We start from the raw sequence: 18,063 nt of genomic DNA on the forward strand, positions 1-18,063 counted from the left end.
CACTTGTATTTCTTATTTCAGGTGCTATAATTAGTAATGCAGGCAGATATAGTTCATCGGTAGAACATCAGCTTCCCAAGCTGAGGAGGCGGGTTCGATTCCCGTTATCTGCTTTCATTGCCAAAGAGGGCACGCAGTCAGGCGTGTCCTTTTTTATAAATTTCAAGGAGGATTTTTGTTTATGAAGATTGGATTTATCGGATGTGGAAATATGGCCTCTGCCATGATCGGCGGTATTCTCCGTCAGGGGATCTTTTCAAAGGACGAGATCATTGTTTCCAACCTTACAGACGAAGGCAGAGCGCGCAGTGAAAAAACTCTTGGTGTTGTCACCACTCTGAATAACAATGAAATAGTCAGATCTGCAAAAACTGTCGTTCTTGCAGTAAAGCCGCAGTTTTATGAGAAAGTTCTCACAGAGGTCCACGACAGTCTCACAACAGAGCACACCATCATCGGAATCGCTCCCGGCAAGACTCTTGCATGGCTGGAAGAAAAAGCCGGTCTTCCTCTGAAAGTTGTCCGTTTTATGCCTAATACTCCTGCACAGGTTGGGGCCGGAATGACTGCTGTATGTACCAATGACCGGGTTTCGGAAGACGAACTGGCAGAAATCCTTAAGATCACAGACAGCTTTGGCTGTACCGAAGTGGTACCGGAGCGTCTGATGGACGCCGCAGGCGCTGTAGGCGGCTGTTCACCGGCTTATGTGTTTATGTTTATCGAAGCCATGGCAGATGCCGCTGTCAGCCAGGGAATGCCTCGTAAGCAGGCTTATAAATTTGCTTCCCAGACTGTTCTCGGCAGCGCAAAAATGGTTCTGGAAACCGGCAGACACCCGGGAGACCTGAAAGACATGGTCTGCTCACCGGCAGGAACTACCATTGAAGGTGTCCGCACCCTGGAAAAGAGCGGCTTCCGCAGTGCCGTATTCGAAGCGCTTACCGCAGCTGCTGAGAAGGGTAAGAAGTTATAATTTTCGAAAACAAAAACTCCGTGAGGTCTGCATTCACCCGGACCTCACGGAGTTTTTCCATCTCATCTCTTTTATCGTCTGCCGACAGCCCTACAGCAACTCGATCAGTGCGTCAATATCTTCCATTTTTGTTCCCCAGCTTGTGGCAAAACGGATCACTGTATGATCTTCATCATATTTTTCCCAGAAATCAAACTGAACTTCTTTGCCCAGTTCTTCTTTCTTTTTATTTTCCAAAACTACAAACTGCTGGTTCGTGGGAGAATCCAGGAAAAGCTGATATCCTTTTTCCTGAAGGGCTCTTTTCAGCTTCATGGCTGTTTCAATAGCATTTTTGCTGATTCTTGTATACAGATCATCGGTAAACAGTGTGTCAAACTGGATTCCCAGAAGACGGCCTTTTGCCAGAAGGGCTCCCTGCTGCTTCACCATAGTCATAAAGTGCTTCGGAGCTTTTTTCGTAAAGACCACTGCCTCACCGCAGAGTGCACCGACCTTGGTTCCGCCGATGTAGAACACATCTGTACATCTGGCGATATCCTCAAGTGTCACATCTGCTTCCGGACTTACCAGACCGTAGCCAAGTCTTGCTCCGTCCAGAAACAGCGGAAGCTCGTATTTATGGCATACCTCGGAAATTTCCTCCAGCTCTTTCTTCGTATAAAGTGTTCCGTACTCTGTCGGATGGGAAATATAAACCATTCCCGGAAATACCATATGGTCGTGACTTTCATCCCCATAAAAAGTTTCCACATAATCTGTGATACTTTCTGCTTTGATCTTTCCGTTTTCTGCCGGAAGTGTCAGTACCTTATGTCCTGTATACTCGATTGCTCCGGCCTCATGACAGCTTACGTGTCCGGTCTGCGCCGCAAGAACACCTTCATAACGGTTCAGGACAGAACCTATGATCGTGGCATTGGTCTGAGTTCCTCCCACTAGGAAAAGCACATCTGCATCCGGGCAGCCACAGGCTTTACGGATCTTCTCCTTTGCAGAATCACAGTATTTGTCTGTGCCATAGCCGGAAAGCTTCTCCATATTGGTTTCCAGAAGCTTCTGGAGGATCGCCGGATGGGCTCCCTCGCAGTAATCGTTTACAAAAAATAACATTTTATTTTCTCCTCATCTGTATTTTCATTTTATTTGACCGTCTTCCCCGGAATGATCTTACATGTGGAAAACGATTTGACACTCCCAACAGCTAAAGCAGGGGGATTCTTGCTTCTCCCACTACTGCATTGGCAAACACCTTACGGTACTGCAATGTCTTACACAGTGTCCACAAGCTATATTTATACTGTTCCCGTATGCCCTACGGTACAGTTTTTATCTTTATGCAGACTGCATCTGCAGTCCTTTTTTCAGAATATTGATACTTGCATTCGTATCCCGGTCATGAACCGCATGGCATTTGGGACACTCCCAGATACGAATGCCCAGATTTTTTATCCGTGGATTTCTGTAGCCACAACAGCTGCAGGTCTGACTGCTCGGATACATCGTTGGTACTCTGTGAATTTCATTTCCATACCAGCCAGCTTTATATTCCAGCATTTCAAAAAATTTTGCCCAGGAAACACTCGCTATCGATTTTGACAGTTTATGATTCCGGATCATCCCCTTAACATTCAGATCTTCAATACAGATGGTTTGGTTTTCACTCACCAGCATCGTTGACTGTTTCTGCAGGAAATCATTCCGCTGATTGGTTACTTTCTCATACACTCTTGCCACCCTGATCCGCTGCTTCTCGCGGTTATGGGAATCTTTCAGAAAGGCAAACTCCTCTTGCTTTTTCAGTTCAGTCAGCATGGCGGAAGTCTGGGAATAGCCGATCTTTTCCCCATTTTCATAGCCTTCCTTACGCATGGCAAGTCCCCGATTGTAGATGAACCGGCAGCATCCCAGGGTCTGATGGATGAAGTTTTTCTGTTCTCTGTTCGGGTAGATTCTAAATTTAATTCCTTTTTGCATTATCCCATTTTATCCTTTTGTCTCTGCGATGTTTTCTGGTTTTCAATATACTGTTTTACTGTTTCCAGCGGAGCACCGCCCACCGTCGATACAAAATAGCTGTTTGTCCAGAGAGTCGGCATTTTCGTTTTAAGATAGGGAAATTCCTGTCTTAAAATTCTGGACGTATAGCCTTTAAATGACTTTACAGCTTTGTGGATGCCAAACTGAGGATCTACTTCCAAAAGCATATGAACATGATCTGGCATGATCTCCATTTCCAGAATGTCTACAGAAAGATTTGCAGCATACTCTGTGAGCAGCTCCTTCAGCCGGACGTCCACACCATTAATTAATACTTTTCGTCTATACTTTGGACACCATACTACATGGTATTTACAGGAATAGACGACATTGTTGTTTGATTTATATGTTGTGTTCATATTTATATTATACTATGGTTTATTAGTTAATACAATTACTATTTTGTCCATCTTCAATTACTTGCATAAATTCGATGGACGCGTCTTATATCCCCATAGCGGAAACAAGGGGTTTTACGACGCATTGGATAAACAGTGAGTAAAATACCGGTACCACAATTACGGAAAGGTAGATCACTGCTGCCGGTATCAGAAACGCATATGCACCGAAATCAACTTTTCTTTTTTTCTTATTTCCTCTTTATTACATACAAAAACCTGCGGTTTTTATAAAAGCCGCAGGTTTTTCCCATGTTTTTTTAAACTTTCTAAACTATTTTTTAATTTTCACATGCTTTCTGTGCATACTCTGTCTGCACCAGATTTTCATACGCTGTACGATCCGTCAGCTCACCTGCATCTTCCAGGATATCCTGCAGAAGCTCAAAGCTGTCTTTTTCAAAAATAAGATTTTCTTTCCAGGTATCCTGGTCATAATAACGTTTTACAATGGCAGTAATGGTTTCAAGATCTGTTTCTTTGAACTGCGGTGCGATCACTTCTGCGATTTCCTCCGGCGTATGACTCTGCACATAGTCCATTCCCTTCTGAAGTGCATCGGTAAATTTCTGGATGATCTCAGGATTTTCTTTCATGTAGCTTGCTTTTGCACTGTAGGATGTATATGGTACATAGCCGGATGCCTCTCCGAGAGATGCAACTACATAGCCCGCTCCTTCTTTTTCCAGAATGGTCGCAGATGGTTCGAATTCTACTGTATATGCCGCGGAATCATCACTGGTAAAAGCTGCTGCTGTGGAACCGAAATCAACGCTCTGGTCGATGGTCAGATCCTTTTGCGGATCAATGCCGTTTTTCTTCAGTATATATTCAAATACCATTTCCGGCATTCCGCCCTTACGACCGCCAAGAACCTTCTCTCCTTTTAGATCCTCCCATTTGAAATCAGGCATCTCTTCTCTTGCCACTAGAAAATTCCCCGCACGCTGGGTTAACTGTGCAAAATTTACGACAGGATCCGTGGCGCCCTCCTGATAAGCATAAACAGATGCCTCTGCGCCCATAAATCCAATATCTGCCTCACCGGAAATCACAGCAGTCATCGTTTTATCTGCTCCGAATCCCGTCACCAGCGTCAGATCCAGACCTTTCTCCGCAAAATATCCCTCCTCAATCGCCACATACTGCGGTGCGTAAAAGATTGAATGTGCGACTTCATTCAGTGTAACCTTTGTAAGCTTCTCTTCTGTGCTGTCTTTCTTCGCAGCAAATACTCCCATTGGCAGCGCCGTCACCGCCAGCACAACTGCTGCCGCCAGTGCAATCCATTTTTTATTTTTCATGCAGATACTCCTTTACAGACTTCTTCTGTTAGAGTATGCATAATTAATTAATTGGTGACCAGGGAAACATACAAAGTATCGTAAAACACAGTCTCCATGATTCCTTTTGTTAGGATATGCCCAAAAACCAACTGCTGATCACGATCAACTTTCCCATCAGTTAAAAAATATGAATTTTATTTAACAACAATTCAATTGTGTTCAATTTCCAATCCTGCTATGATTTAATCACAAAAGCTTTTGAAATTTCAATCAGGAGAGAATTAGGATGAATATTGGAAATGTGATAAAAAAATATAGAAAAGAGTCTGGTTTCACCCAGGAGGAAATGGCAAACCGCTTAGGAGTAACTACTCCAGCGGTGAATAAATGGGAGAACGGGAACTCCAATCCAGATATTGAACTGTTAGCACCAATTGCAAGACTGCTACATATTTCCCTTGATACCCTGTTGTCTTTTCATGAAAATCTGACAGACGTTGAAATTACAGAACTTATTCAGGAAATGGACAAAATGTTTTCAGCAGAAGGTTACGAAAAGACCTATCAATGGGCAGTAAATATCATAAAAGATTACCCTAACTGCAACATGCTTATCTGGCAGGTGGCGGTGATGCTTGACTCGCGAAGAATCATAGGTCAGTGTGAGCATCCCGATAAGTACGACGAACAGATTAATTCCTGGTACGAAATGGCACTAAATGACAAGGACGAAAAAATCCAGCACCATGCGGCAGATTCTCTGTTCGGATTCTACTTGCGAAAAGGGAATTATGAAATGGCAGAAAAATATCTGAACTATTTTTCCGACTATGATCCCATGAAAAAACTAAGACTTGGGCAATTATACATGGAACAGGAAAAAACAGAAGAAGCATATGAAAAACTGGAAAATATAATTCTTTCAGAGTATACTACTTTGAATCTTGCCTTTGGCATGATGATCACAAAAGCTCTTGACAATAAAGATCATAAATCCGCAAGATTCCTGGCCGAGAAAATGTATGCATTAGCAGGTATTTTTGAGATGGGAAAATACAATGAATGTGCAACCATGTTTAATGTTGTGGTGGCAGAACAAAATGTAGAAGATACTTTTAAGGTAATAAAACAACTGCTGGAGAATGTCGATACAATCTGTGATTTTCAGAAATCAAGATTATATAAACATATAAAATTCCAAGATGTAGAAAATCCATATGCTGAAGAAATGAAAAAAGAACTGATTGCAGGCTTCCAAAATGAAGAAGACTTTGCTTATATGAAAGGCTATAAACCCTGGAAAAAATTATTAGCAAAGTATTGATCCTGCTTATGTTTATTGCAAAATAAAAAACCTATTCATTCGCAATAGATCACATTTATAGATGAAAGAGATGCAGGCGTCGCGGCTCCTGCATCTCTTTTAACCCATAGGGTGCGTGATTGCAACGAAATTTACCACCTCAATGGATGATAAATTGCAATATATTTCAAAAATAAAAGAAGAACGTAATAAGGCACAGGACGAACTTGCTGAACTAAGGAAAATTCTTGAATTGCCAGATGATATTTCTTTGACAGAACACATTACAAAGATAAAAATAAATATTGACAAGGAGTAATTGAACCAGTATCATATAAGTACAAAGAAGTCTTTTTCCGGAGTGAGAAAGATATTATTACTTATTCAAAGGAAAGGGGCTCTGGACGAGTTCCTTTTTACATTTCATAAAATTTGATTTTATAACATATACTCTGAACACAAAGTAGCTCTGGATAGGATATTCGGAGTTGTAAAACGGCGGAAATATCATTGCTGGTATTTCCGCCACTTCTTTTATAGATTATTCGCACTATTCAATCCATCCACTCAATTACACAAAATCAAATCGTCTCATAATTTACATTAATATATGTACGCCACCCCCAAAATATGATAAGGTGAAGCAAATAGAATTTTTCAGGAGGTTATTAACAGTTAAATATAAATTATAAAATTATAAAATCATATAAGTACATGTTGAGTTTTATAAGATATTAGAGCAGAATATTATTGAAAGGAGTTGATGCTTTGAGTAAATATTATTCTATACATGAATTTTCAAAAATTATAGGCGTATCCGCCCAGACATTACGAAATTGGGATGCCAATGGAAAACTTCATCCGCATCATACTACAGTAAGCGGCTATAGATATTATTCTGACGAGCAACTCAACCAGGTAATAAATGTAAAGCCTAAAAATCGCATTACAATTGGATATTGTCGCGTTTCCAGCCATAAACAGAAAGATGATCTGGAACGACAGATTGATAATGTTAAGACATATCTTCTGGCAAAAGGACAGCCATTTGAGATAATAAGTGATATCGGTTCCGGAATTAATTATAAGAAAAAAGAACTCCAGGAATTGATCAGGCGAATATCTCAAAATCAGGTTGAAAAGGTTGTTGTTTTATATAAAGATCGGCTATTGCGATTTGGTTTTGAATTGATAGAATATATCGCTTCGCTTTATAATTGTGAGATTGAGATTATTGATAATACTGAAAAATCCGAACAGCCGGAACTTGTTGAAGATCTGGTTCAGATAATCACAGTATTCAGTTGCAAATTACAAGGAAAACGAGCGAATAAAGCCAAGAAACTTATCCGGGAACTGATACAGGAGGAAGTAGATGGTAAAAGCCATAAAAGCAATGTTGATACCAAACAATGTACAGAAAACTAAGATGTTTCAGTACGCAGGTGCTTCAAGATTTGCTTATAACTGGGCTTTGGCAATGGAGATAGAAAACTATGAAAAAGGCGGAAAATTCATTTCAGATGCAGAACTCAGAAAAGAATTTACAAAGCTTAGACATTCTGATGAATACGCATGGTTATTGAGTATTTCAAATAATGTAACCAAACAGGCGATCAAAGATGCCTGCACCGCTTATAAGAACTTTTTCAAAGGTTTGCAGAAATTCCCAAGATTCAAGCCAAAAAAGAGATCAATACCGAAGTTCTATCAGGATAATATTAAGATACAATTCAGCAATACTCATGTTAAGTTTGAAGGATTTTCTTCGAGCAGGAAAAGAAATAAACAAAAACTAAATTGGGTAAGACTTGCAGAGCATGGTCGTATTCCTACAGATGCTAAATACATGAATCCGAGAATATCTTTTGATGGGTTGAACTGGTGGATCAGCGTATGTGTGGAATTTCCTGATTGCATAGAAAAACTTAATGATGATGGGATTGGTATAGATCTAGGAATCAAAGATCTGGCTATTTGCTCTGATGGAGCTAAGTATAAGAACATCAATAAAAGTCAGAAAGTAAAGAAACTAGAAAAACAGAAACGCAGATTACAGCGTAGTATCTCTCGCTCTTACGAGAAAAATAAGAAAGGAGAAAGTTACTGCAAAACAAATAATGTAATCAAAAAGGAAAAACTTTTATTAAAACGAAATCACAGATTAACAAATATCCGTAAGAACTATTTGAATCAGACTACATCTGAAATTGTAAGTCGAAAACCAAGATTTATTTGTATTGAAGATTTGAATGTTAGTGGAATGATGAAAAATAGACATTTATCAAAAGCAGTTCAGAATCAGGGGTTTTTTGAGTTTAGAAAGCAGCTTGAATACAAGTGCAGCGATAAAGGGATCCAGCTTATTGTGGCTGATCGGTTTTATCCATCATCAAAGCTTTGCAGTTGCTGTGGAAACATTAAAAAAGACTTGAAATTATCTGACAGAATTTATAAATGTGATTGTGGAAATGTCATTGATAGAGATTTTCAGGCATCTATAAATCTCAAGGCTTATGGAGAAAGATTTGCAAGCTAACACTAAAACGTTAGTGCAAATATGTACGGGTACGTTAATCCGGAATTTACGCCTATGGAGAGTACAAGAACTTGTGAGTAGATAGATATTTATATCATCAAAAGCATACTCGTTGAAGTAGGAATGAAACATAGAAGTTTATAACTTTTTATAAGTTTTCAGTAACGGAGCATTCATATGAAATACGACTTCACTTCCATCATTGACCGGCATGGCAGAGATTCCATCGCAGTAGACGGCCTGAAGGGCGATGGTTTCTCTCCTGCCCCGCCGAAGGAGGGCTTCGATGCCATCCCGATGTGGGTAGCAGACATGAACTTTCCTACTGTACCTACCATACAGCAGGCGATCATCGAACGGGCCAGTCACCCGGCCTTCGGTTACTTCGAAGCCCCGCCGGAATATTATAAAGCCATCATCCGCTGGCAGGAAACACGCCACGGTGTCACCGGTCTGAAGCCCAGGCACATTGGCTACGAAAATGGCGTTCTGGGCGGAGTTATCAGTGCACTGAACTGCATCTGCTCCCGCGGTGATAACGTCCTGGTCCACAGCCCGACATACATAGGCTTCACCTCAAGCCTGAAAAACAACGGCTACGAGGCCGTACATTCTCCGCTGGTAAGGGATGAAAACGGCATATGGAGAATGGATTATGCAGACATGGAAAAACAACTCCGTGAAAAGAAGATCCACGCTGCCATTCTCTGCAATCCACACAATCCCTGCGGACGCGTGTGGGAACGCCGGGAGCTGGAAAAAGCCATGGAGCTGTACCGAAAATATGATGTCTACGTCATCTCAGACGAGATCTGGTCTGACCTCATCCTGAATGGCCATAAGCATATCCCCAGCCAGTCCGTCAGCGAAGATGCCCGCCAGCGTACAGCAGCCTTCTACGCTCCATCCAAAACCTTTAATCTGGCAGGACTTGTTGGCAGCTATCACATTGTATACAACAGCTGGTGGCGGGATCGTATTTTGAAGGAGTCCAGTCTGAGCCATTATAATATGATGAATGTTCTGTCCATGCACGCTCTGCTTGGCGCTTATCAGCCTGAAGGCTATGAATGGACCGATGAACTATGCGAAGTACTAAGCGGAAATGTAAGCTTTGCCTGTGATTACATTGACCGGCACTTTAAGGGTGTCAACGTTTCCAGACCGGAAGGCACCTACATGCTCTTTGCCGACTGCACCGACTGGTGTACTGCCCATGGCAAAACAATCGAAGATGTGGAAAAAGCCTGCTGGGATGTCGGCGTTGCCGTCCAGGACGGCAGGATGTTTTTCGGTCCCTGTCACCTGAGAATGAATCTGGCCTCACCCCGTTCCCGCATAGAAGAAGCCTTCCGCCGAATGGATCGGTACGTCTTCAACAGGTAAAAATCCACTCTGCCATTCATTACAATCTATGCTATAATAGAGCTCATAACATCAGCGTTCCATCCTGTCACTTTCCGGAACGCTGTAAACAGGAGGAAATCAATATGGATATTAAAGAGGAAATCCACGCATTATCAGAAGAAATGCTCACAAATCTTGGCAGACTGGTTGCCATTGACTCCCAGCTCGGTACCCCTTCCGAGGGAAAACCATTTGGTGAGGGTCCTGCAAAAGCCCTGGAAGAGGGACTGAAGATTGCCGAAGAACTTGGCTTTAAAACCGTAAACCTGGATAACTACTGCGGTTATGCCGAAATGGGTGAGGGCGATGAGATCGTCGGCATCGCCGGTCATCTGGATATCGTTCCTGTAGGCGGAGACTGGACCTACGATCCGTTCCGCCTTACCCGTGAAGACGATCATGTATACGGCCGCGGGACCACTGATGACAAAGGCCCTATCCTGGAAGCGCTCTATGCCATGAAGCTTCTCCGCGACCACGGCGTGAAGCTGAACAAAAGAGTCCGCCTGATCATGGGCTGCAACGAGGAAACAGGTTCCAGATGTATGGATCACTACAATCAGGTAGCAGAAGAGCTTTCCTGCGGTTTCACACCGGATGCCAGCTTCCCGTGTATCCACGGTGAAAAAGGTCAGCTTGCCATGATCGCCTGCTCCAAAAACACCCGGATTATCTCCATGAACGGCGGTTTTGTATCCAATGCAATGTGTGACACCTGTACAACCATTGTTCCCGATGAGGACGGTCTGAAGGAAAAGCTGGAATCCGCACTTTCCCGGACGAAGCTCCAGGAATATAAGGTAACCGAAGAAAATGGTGAGCTCACCATCTACGCCAAAGGTATTCCGGCTCATGCCAGCACTCCCCATCTCGGTGTCAATGCTGCAGGAGTAACCTTTGAATGTCTGGCAAAAGCAGGCTTTGAAGATGACTTTGTGGAATTCTATAACTCCCATATCGGCACTGCATGTGACGGCTCCGGCATTGGTCTGAAATTTGCAGATGAATACGGCGATCTGACGTTATGCAACGGAATCGTAAAAACAGAAAACGGTGTCATTTCCTGTACCATCGATATCCGTGTTCCGGTAACTCTTAATGAGACCGATATCCGCAAAATGTGCCAGGACAGACTGGAAGATAAAAACGGTCGTATTGAGATCATAAAGGTTGTTGCTCCGTTATTCTTCCCAAGAGAATCTCCGCTGGTAAATGCTCTTTACAAAGCTTACACAGATGTGACCGGCGATACCGAACACAAACCAATGGTCATCGGAGGCGGCACTTACGCAAAATCCCTCAAAAACATCATAGCCTTCGGACCTGAAAAAGAGGGAATTGACTACCGTATCCACGGAGCCGATGAATTTATCCTGGTCTCCGGCATGGAAGAAGCAGTACTGATCTATATGGAAGCGATCAAAAATATGCTTGCGATCTGAAATCAGGAGGATAAGAAATCATGAGTACAAAAGCTGAACACGCTACAAAATTACACGAGAATGGCTGTAACTGTGCACAGGCAGTTGCCTGTTCTTTCTGCCAGGAATTTGGCATCGATGAAAACGAGATGTTCCGTATTGCCGAGGGCTTCGGCCTTGGAATGGGTGTTATGGAAATGTGCGGTGCTCTTTCCGGTATGGCTATGATCATCGGACTTTCCAACAGCCGCGGAAATACCGAAGAAGGTTCCGGCTCCAAAGGTGACACTTACAAAAAGCTCCGCACCTATATCCAGAAATTCAAAGAAAAAAACGGTTCCTGTATCTGCCGTGAATTAAAAGGTGTAGAGACAGGCAAGGTTCTCTGCAGCTGCCCGCAGTGTATCACCGATGCGGTTGCTCTTACAGAAGAATATCTTGCGGAAAACAGATAATCTCATAAAATAAAACAGCAGAATTGTATATTCCCTGTAATCCCGGGACATACAGCTCTGCTGTTTTCTGTTTCTATTCGCTTTTCACTGTCAGATCCTTCACCCATCTGTATTTCTTATAATTCAGGTACACAGCCGGGATCTTTACAACTTCATCCAGACTGATGAGCTTTCTGGTAAAAATGCCGGCGCTCTTTTATTTTTGCCCACGCCTCTTCGTCAAACTTACGGTCTTTCACGCTTTTCTATTTCATCTCGATCTTAAACAGTCTGGCCGCTTTTTCCTGTGGCATCTTCACTACAAGATTTCCATTTTCGATCTTATATCCGCACATCTCTTCCTTCGGATAGATCACGGATACTCTGCGGACCTGCTCTGCATTTTCCAGCGGGATCACTGCTTCTGTTGTTCCCGGTGTCCATACCGAAAGATAGGTATTCTTCTCTGCTTTCACTCCGTAAGCAAGAACTTCAGATTTCAGAGTTCCAAAACCAAGTGGGAAGAACGGCACGCCGTCACGGACTTCCTCACGGATCTCCTTATACAGGGAGATTCCCTCCTTCATACGGTTCATGGAATTTTCGCCCAGCTTCCATACCATACCGCTGATATATGGGCGGAGAAGCATACCATTTACTACATTGTAGATTACATGCTCTTCTTCATCCTCATACGGATATACCCACATACCACCCTGCTCCGGAGTTACCGCACTGGCTACATTGGCAGCGATATTGGCATTGTAGAGATAATCTGTCTGATCACTGGTAGACTGCAGGCTTAAGATCTTCAGCATACCATAATCCATACGCTGTCCGCCGGAACCGCAGTTCTCCACAACAAGCTCCGGATGATCCCGGAAGATTTCCTCATACCACTGGTGAAGACATTCATAATGCTCACGGATGGCATCTGCACAGCTGTCACTGTTCAGATCACTTCCATATCCCATAGTTACGTTATAGTCCACTTTAAAGTACTCTACACCGTAATCATTGATCAGTCTGTCTACTACATCACGGCAATATTTCCGTACCTCCGGATTGCGGAAATCCAGCATATAGCGTTTATTGTCAATGTGGCGTTTTCCATGACGGCAGACAAACCAGTCATCCGGAAGCTTGTTTGCCAGCTCGCAGGCAACTCCCATAACCTCGATTTCCAGCCAGAGTCCCATTTTCAGGCCTTTACTGTGTGCATGATCGCAGACTTCTTTCAAACCATTGGGGAATCTTCCGGATGCTTCTTTCCATTCCCCGACACGGTCCCACCAGAATCCGTCGTCATACCAGCCTGCATCCAGGCAGTAATATTCGCATCCGAGCTCTGCTGCCTTGTCAATGATGGAAAGCTCCCGCTCCGTTGTAGGGTCTCCCATCAGGCAGTTCATGTAATCATTAAATACCACGTTCAGCTTCTCATCGTCCGTATTCGGTCTGCGTACTTTTCTCCGATATCTGGTCAGTGCCGCTACTGCCGGATTCAGGCCACCTTTTACAACCGCTGCCCCTGCCGGAACGGTTGTAAAGCTTTCTCCCGGTTTCAGATTCTTATACCAGCCATGCTCCTGCTCTGTGGCGCCGCTTAAGGCAAGATACAGATTTCCGCCCTGTGCAGAGCCATATTCTGCCAGCCACTGTCCGGAGCTTTCAATCTGGAAAATATACGTCTCCCCTGTTTCTCTGTCCTCGGCAATTCCCATGGGAAGATACTCACAGGTAGACCAGGTGCCCTTTCCACTGTAACAATAACGGTTCAGGCCATATCCCTGATGATTGAAGCCATCTACGACCATTCCGTTTAAATTCAGCGTTTCTGCATCGTATTTCTGCCACTGTGCCTCACAGCACCAGCTGTTAAACGGCACATAGATATCTGTTTTTTTATAATAAGGCTTCTCGCCGCCTCTGGAGATTCCCTGATACATAAAAGAAGAAACATAGGTCAGCCCCTGATTCTCGCTTCCCTCGTTGATGATTTCTGTCCAGGTCTGTACTGCCGGCACTCCGTCAAACAGGCGCATATGATATACTGCCTTCAGCTTTTCCGGGGAAATCATTACGATCTCCAGCTCTTTTCCGCCGGCCTGTGCCTTCAGCTCATGGTTCTCATAAACAAAATCCACAGAGGACTGATTGATGTTGTTTTTGTAGGCATGCATGTTTAAGCTTCCTGTGCCGCTTCTGTGGATCTCAACAGCCGGATAACAGATATCCTCCTTCGGCTCCATGACTGCTTTTTTTACTTCCTGTGAAGAAAAATCTGCCAGCTCTACCACGCCGTTTTCCCGGATACGAAACTGGATATCCAGGCCATTCTCATGTAATTCGATCATTTTCATGTTTTCATTTTTATAGCTCATAGAAAATACCCTCCGTTTTTCTGATTCTGATCACAGTATAATATCTGTTTTTTTATAAGGTGACAGGTATCATCCCCTGAATGTAAAAATGCAATATATTGTCGTATTTATTTTTGCGTGATATACTGTTTGCTGACAGTAAAGAGTACAGTCAGTCAGACATGTAGGGCGATTTAATCGAATATCTGCATCTGTCCGACTCGCAATTTACAGCTGAAATATTTACATTCCGCTTCGCAGTATACTCAGGAGGTTTTTTCATGCCAGATATTTTCCAGGGCTCTTCCCGATATTTCCATATTTCTGCTTTTTATGCTCTCTCCCTGCCTTATTATCATATGGAGCATCACACACATTCCAGCTATGAGATCATGTATATCACCTCCGGTTCCTGCCGGGTTTTCTGCCTGGATGGCACACAGGACACGGAATTCCCACTGAAATCCGGGCAATTTATCTTTATCCGTCCGGATGTACCTCACCGGCTGGAGATTCCGGATGGTTTTCCCTGCTCGATCCTGAATCTGGAATTTTCCCTTACTCCCGAAAAAAGTCCGGTTGCTCTGGAGCTTCTCCTGAAAAAGGATCCCGGATTTTCCTGGTTCTGGAATTTTACGGAATCCTCCCAGGGCTTTTGCTCCGGCGCGGATTCCCGCAGCTTCGGATACAGCCTGAAGGATCTGCTCACCTTTTTACAACAAAATTCCGGTCAGATACAAAAGGAAGAATTTCTCTTCTTTCTTCTTTTCAGCCGCATGCTTACAGAGCTTGCATTCTGCGCCCGCTCCAGCCGGAGCACCCAGGGAATCGTCTATCTGAAAAAAGCGCTCCGCTATATTGACGAGCATTATCTGGAAGACATTGATATTCCTGCCATCTCCGCATATGCAGGGATCAACAAATCCTACCTGCAGGCGCTCTTTACAGAAAAAAACGGCTGCACCATCAATACCTATATCAACCGCAAGCGTATGGAACAGGCCTCCTTTCTTCTGTGCAACAGTACTCTGCACATTACGGATATTGCCTTTTCTTCCGGATATAACAGCCGGCAGCATTTTGCACATACCTTCGAAAAATTTTATCATATGAGCCCCTCCAGGTACCGAAGCCTTCATACCCGGCCTCTCCGTTCGGATACCCAAAAAAAACGCTATCATATGACTGACGGACTGATGTTGGAAAGCGAACCCTTTCCTCAGGAATAAAACTTACTTCATACACCTACACCTTCAGGCTGATACCTGCGATCCACGTCTGAGCCGCCTAAAAAAACGGCCAGGTACGAAGCTCTTATCTCTTCGATAACCTGGCCGGCTTTTTATATTTATTGTCAAGCGGATATTCGCAATCCTGCAGAGGACTTACTTGACTCGGTTAAAAATTTTCTATGGAAGCAGATTCTGCATACTCTTCAGGCTAATCGCCAGTGTGGAGGTATTATGCAGAAGTGCGGATGAAGTCGGCTGCAGGATACCTGCAACGCCACAGGCGATAAGACCTGCGTTAAAGGTAATAATAAAACGGTAATTACGTCTGATACGCTTCATCAGTGCATTGCTGATCTCTTTCAGAACAACAAGCTCCTGAAGATCATCTGCACCTACAGTAATATCTGCGATCTCCCGGGCAATTTCAGCGCCATCACTGATGGCGATACCGACATTGGCTGCGGAAAGTGCCGGAGAATCATTGATTCCGTCACCTACCATGATAACCTTTCTTCCGGCTGCCTTCTCTTTTTCGATGAAGTTGGCCTTATCCTCCGGAAGCACCTCGGAATAATATTCGTCCACTCCCACACGTCTGGCAATGGCTGCTGCTGTACGCTCGCTGTCCCCTGTCATCATAACGATCTTGGAAATCCCTGCCCCGCGCAGTGCTTCTACAGCAGCTTTCGCCTCCTCACGAAGGGGATCTTCAATACAGATCACGGCCGCAAGGCGTCCGTCAATGGCAAGATACAGATGGGAATACTCTTCCGGAATATTGTCGAATTTCTCCTTGCCATCCTCCGGGATCAGACATTTCTCATCTTCAAATACAAAGTGATAGCTTCCGATCACGGCCTTATGGTCTTCGATCGTAGTGGAAATTCCATGCGCTACTACATATTCAACCTTTGAATGCATCTCCTCATGGGCCAGATGCTTCTTCCTGGCAGCACTGACAACAGCCTTGGCCATGGAGTGTGGGAAATGCTCTTCCATACATGCGGCGATACGCAGCATCTCCTCCGGATCATTGTTGTCAAAAGGAACCACATCCACAACGGTTGGCTTCGCCTTTGTCAGAGTTCCTGTCTTATCAAATACGATGGTATCTGCCTCAGCCATTGCTTCCAGATATTTACCGCCCTTAACTGTAGCCTTATGTGTACCGGCCTCACGGATCGCAGACAATACAGAGATCGGCATTGCAAGCTTAAGCGCACAGGAGAAATCCACCATTAGGATCGCAAGGGCCTTGGTGGCATTTCTGGTAAGGAGATATGTAAGTGCTGTTCCTCCAAGAGTATAGGGAACCAGCTTATCTGCCAGATGCTCTGCCTTTCCCTCCAAAGAAGATTTCAGCTTCTCAGACTCCTCGATCATGGTAACGATCTTGTCATAGCGGCTGGAACCACCTACCGTCTTTACGCGGATGGTGATCTCACCTTCCTCCACAACAGTGCCTGCATAGGCAACGCTGCCCTCTTTCTTGCATACAGGTACAGACTCACCGGTAAGAGAAGCCTGGTTGACCATAGCCTCTCCATCTGTAACACTTCCGTCAAAAGGAATTACAGTACCCATACGTACAACAACCTCATCTCCCGGCTGGACCTCTCCGGACTCTACCAGGATTTCCTGATCCTCTCTCTTCAGCCATACCCTGCCAACATTCAGGGACATGGTTCTTGCAAGATCACCTACGGATTTCTTGTGCGTCCACTCTTCCAGGATCTCTCCGATTCCAAGCAGGAACATGATGGAGCCTGCAGTACCAAAGTCCTGACGTAATACAGACACTCCAATTGCAGTGGCATCCAGGACCGGCACCTCGATCTTACGATGAAGAAGTGTATCGATTCCCTTCCAGATATATTTCAGGGAAGTAGCTGTTGTATAAATGGCATTCAGCGGATATGGCAGAAAAAGCCTTCTTCCGTAATGGCAGATCACCTTGGAGATCAGCTTCTCCTGATATTCTGCATTCAGCGCTCTCCCTGAGCTCTGCAGCACCTGTGAAGGAACCTCTACATCCTGATAATGAAATTCGCTGATACCACGGATAACCGCAGCTCTGCTGCCCCGATAATTTACAACTGCGTCACAGGTTCTCTCATATACCTTGGCAGAAACCACTCCATCAAGATTCTCGAGATAATACAACAGCGTATCTGCCTGCCCGTAGCTCATCCTCTTCTGAGCAAGATGGATACGAAGCCGGCCTCTTGTCTCATGTTTGATATAAAATTTCACGGAAAATCGCCTCTTTACTCAGCTGTCTCTTCTGCTGCTTCTTCTGTCTCTTCTGCTGTTTCTTTGAATGCATCCTCATCTGCAGTTTCCTCTGCTTCTGTCTCAACATCCTCTACAGCCTCTTCAGCTACTGCTCTTTCCTCATTGATCTCCTTAGCTTCAGCATAAATATCTTCAGCATTCTCCTGAAGATTCGTAGCTGTTTTCATGATGCAGTCCTTAGCTCTTAAAACAGCTGCTGTGCATCCTGTGTAAAGCTTCTTCGCATCCTTGCTTGTGAGGATCTTGATTCCTGCTGTACCGAAAAGAACGCCTGCTGCAAAAAGTCCTGATTTCTTGAATTTAAAGTCTACCATAATAATTTCCTCCTGATATATGATTTTTATTTTTTTCTGATTCCCGGTGAGGATT

General features: G+C 44.0%; 16 protein-coding genes and 1 tRNA gene. 10 read left to right on the forward strand and 7 right to left on the reverse strand.

The annotated features are described in order from the left end of the window. The first annotated feature begins 42 nt into the window (after nt 1-42). Both BN3261_RS09390 and proC read left to right on the forward strand, forming a co-directional pair. Nucleotides 43-113 (forward strand) — tRNA-Gly (locus tag BN3261_RS09390). A gap of 68 nt (nt 114-181) precedes the next feature. After that, nucleotides 182-976, forward strand: coding sequence for a pyrroline-5-carboxylate reductase (gene proC / locus BN3261_RS09395; RefSeq protein WP_059086112.1), 795 nt, complete (start codon nt 182-184; stop codon nt 974-976). A gap of 90 nt (nt 977-1,066) precedes the next feature. Here proC and BN3261_RS09400 read toward each other — a convergent pair whose 3' ends face one another. The 4 genes from BN3261_RS09400 to BN3261_RS09415 all read right to left on the reverse strand — a co-directional run bounded on the left by BN3261_RS09400 (nt 1,067) and on the right by BN3261_RS09415 (nt 4,718). Further along, the gene (locus BN3261_RS09400; protein ID WP_059086113.1) at nt 1,067-2,089 is read right to left on the reverse strand and encodes a threonine aldolase family protein; all 1,023 of its coding nucleotides are present in this window, start codon (nt 2,087-2,089) and stop codon (nt 1,067-1,069) included. Between the two features lie 222 nt (nt 2,090-2,311). Then, nucleotides 2,312-2,953 carry an RNA-guided endonuclease TnpB family protein gene (locus BN3261_RS09405; RefSeq protein ID WP_059086114.1) on the reverse strand — a complete coding sequence of 214 codons (642 nt, stop codon included), beginning with the start codon at nt 2,951-2,953 and terminating at the stop codon, nt 2,312-2,314. After that, nucleotides 2,953-3,375 (reverse strand): IS200/IS605 family transposase, encoded by a 423-nt coding sequence (tnpA, locus tag BN3261_RS09410; protein ID WP_059086115.1) that lies wholly within the window; start codon nt 3,373-3,375, stop codon nt 2,953-2,955. The genes BN3261_RS09405 and tnpA overlap by 1 nt, the downstream gene beginning before the upstream one ends. A 320-nt stretch (nt 3,376-3,695) precedes the next feature. Beyond that, complete coding sequence (locus BN3261_RS09415; RefSeq protein WP_021652568.1) at nt 3,696-4,718, reverse strand: ABC transporter substrate-binding protein; 1,023 nt, start codon at nt 4,716-4,718, stop codon at nt 3,696-3,698. A 268-nt stretch (nt 4,719-4,986) separates the two neighbouring features. On the opposite strand from BN3261_RS09415, the gene BN3261_RS09420 reads away from it, so the two are divergent. The 7 genes from BN3261_RS09420 to BN3261_RS09445 all read left to right on the forward strand — a co-directional run bounded on the left by BN3261_RS09420 (nt 4,987) and on the right by BN3261_RS09445 (nt 11,825). Next, complete coding sequence (locus tag BN3261_RS09420) at nt 4,987-6,024, forward strand: helix-turn-helix domain-containing protein (RefSeq protein ID WP_059086116.1); 1,038 nt, start codon at nt 4,987-4,989, stop codon at nt 6,022-6,024. Nucleotides 6,025-6,166: 142 nt separating this feature from the next. Beyond that, entirely contained in the window at nt 6,167-6,322 is a 156-nt protein-coding gene (locus BN3261_RS17730) for a hypothetical protein (RefSeq protein ID WP_021652569.1), read from the forward strand. Nucleotides 6,323-6,771: 449 nt separating this feature from the next. Then, complete coding sequence (locus BN3261_RS09425; protein WP_059086915.1) at nt 6,772-7,431, forward strand: IS607 family transposase; 660 nt, start codon at nt 6,772-6,774, stop codon at nt 7,429-7,431. Then, on the forward strand, nt 7,379-8,542 hold the full coding sequence (locus BN3261_RS09430) for an RNA-guided endonuclease InsQ/TnpB family protein (RefSeq protein WP_059086117.1): 1,164 nt from the start codon (nt 7,379-7,381) through the stop codon (nt 8,540-8,542). The genes BN3261_RS09425 and BN3261_RS09430 overlap by 53 nt, the downstream gene beginning before the upstream one ends. Before the next feature lie 177 nt (nt 8,543-8,719). Next, entirely contained in the window at nt 8,720-9,928 is a 1,209-nt protein-coding gene (locus BN3261_RS09435; protein WP_059086118.1) for a MalY/PatB family protein, read from the forward strand. A gap of 104 nt (nt 9,929-10,032) precedes the next feature. Then, nucleotides 10,033-11,391: a M20 family metallopeptidase gene (locus tag BN3261_RS09440; protein WP_110925788.1), complete on the forward strand. Its 1,359-nt coding sequence runs from the start codon at nt 10,033-10,035 to the stop codon at nt 11,389-11,391. Between the two features lie 20 nt (nt 11,392-11,411). Continuing rightward, nucleotides 11,412-11,825: a C-GCAxxG-C-C family protein gene (locus BN3261_RS09445; RefSeq protein ID WP_022426236.1), complete on the forward strand. Its 414-nt coding sequence runs from the start codon at nt 11,412-11,414 to the stop codon at nt 11,823-11,825. A gap of 245 nt (nt 11,826-12,070) precedes the next feature. On the opposite strand, the gene BN3261_RS09450 is transcribed toward BN3261_RS09445, so the two are convergent. Further along, on the reverse strand, nt 12,071-14,188 hold the full coding sequence (locus BN3261_RS09450) for a glycoside hydrolase family 36 protein (RefSeq protein ID WP_110925789.1): 2,118 nt from the start codon (nt 14,186-14,188) through the stop codon (nt 12,071-12,073). Nucleotides 14,189-14,448: 260 nt separating this feature from the next. Here BN3261_RS09450 and BN3261_RS09455 point away from each other — a divergent pair, with 260 nt between their 5' ends. Then, a complete protein-coding gene (locus BN3261_RS09455; RefSeq protein WP_059086119.1) occupies nt 14,449-15,396 on the forward strand; it encodes an AraC family transcriptional regulator in 948 nt (315 codons plus the stop codon). Between the two features lie 180 nt (nt 15,397-15,576). Here the strand turns inward: BN3261_RS09455 and BN3261_RS09460 are convergent, their stop codons facing one another. After that, a complete protein-coding gene (locus BN3261_RS09460) occupies nt 15,577-17,652 on the reverse strand; it encodes a heavy metal translocating P-type ATPase (RefSeq protein ID WP_059086120.1) in 2,076 nt (691 codons plus the stop codon). Between the two features lie 14 nt (nt 17,653-17,666). Then, nucleotides 17,667-18,008, reverse strand: coding sequence for a DUF6110 family protein (locus tag BN3261_RS09465; protein WP_059086121.1), 342 nt, complete (start codon nt 18,006-18,008; stop codon nt 17,667-17,669). Between the last annotated feature and the right edge of the window lie 55 nt (nt 18,009-18,063).

Origin of the sequence: Blautia massiliensis (ex Durand et al. 2017), from assembly GCF_001487165.1 — a bacterium.
In the GTDB taxonomy this organism is placed as follows: domain Bacteria; phylum Bacillota; class Clostridia; order Lachnospirales; family Lachnospiraceae; genus Blautia_A; species Blautia_A fusiformis.

Excerpts from the sequence above, each read along its gene's own strand:
- BN3261_RS09435 (WP_059086118.1), top strand. The coding sequence starts at position 8,720 with ATGAAATACGACTTCACTTCCATCATTGACCGGCATGGCAGAGATTCC.
- proC (WP_059086112.1), top strand. The coding sequence starts at position 182 with ATGAAGATTGGATTTATCGGATGTGGAAATATGGCCTCTGCCATGATC.
- BN3261_RS09445 (WP_022426236.1), top strand. The coding sequence starts at position 11,412 with ATGAGTACAAAAGCTGAACACGCTACAAAATTACACGAGAATGGCTGT.
- BN3261_RS09430 (WP_059086117.1), top strand. The coding sequence starts at position 7,379 with ATGGTAAAAGCCATAAAAGCAATGTTGATACCAAACAATGTACAGAAA.
- BN3261_RS09420 (WP_059086116.1), top strand. The coding sequence starts at position 4,987 with ATGAATATTGGAAATGTGATAAAAAAATATAGAAAAGAGTCTGGTTTC.
- BN3261_RS09405 (WP_059086114.1), bottom strand. The coding sequence starts at position 2,953 with ATGCAAAAAGGAATTAAATTTAGAATCTACCCGAACAGAGAACAGAAA.
- BN3261_RS09465 (WP_059086121.1), bottom strand. The coding sequence starts at position 18,008 with ATGGTAGACTTTAAATTCAAGAAATCAGGACTTTTTGCAGCAGGCGTT.
- BN3261_RS09455 (WP_059086119.1), top strand. The coding sequence starts at position 14,449 with ATGCCAGATATTTTCCAGGGCTCTTCCCGATATTTCCATATTTCTGCT.
- BN3261_RS09400 (WP_059086113.1), bottom strand. The coding sequence starts at position 2,089 with ATGTTATTTTTTGTAAACGATTACTGCGAGGGAGCCCATCCGGCGATC.
- BN3261_RS09440 (WP_110925788.1), top strand. The coding sequence starts at position 10,033 with ATGGATATTAAAGAGGAAATCCACGCATTATCAGAAGAAATGCTCACA.
- BN3261_RS17730 (WP_021652569.1), top strand. The coding sequence starts at position 6,167 with ATGGATGATAAATTGCAATATATTTCAAAAATAAAAGAAGAACGTAAT.
- tnpA (WP_059086115.1), bottom strand. The coding sequence starts at position 3,375 with ATGAACACAACATATAAATCAAACAACAATGTCGTCTATTCCTGTAAA.
- BN3261_RS09450 (WP_110925789.1), bottom strand. The coding sequence starts at position 14,188 with ATGAGCTATAAAAATGAAAACATGAAAATGATCGAATTACATGAGAAT.
- BN3261_RS09415 (WP_021652568.1), bottom strand. The coding sequence starts at position 4,718 with ATGAAAAATAAAAAATGGATTGCACTGGCGGCAGCAGTTGTGCTGGCG.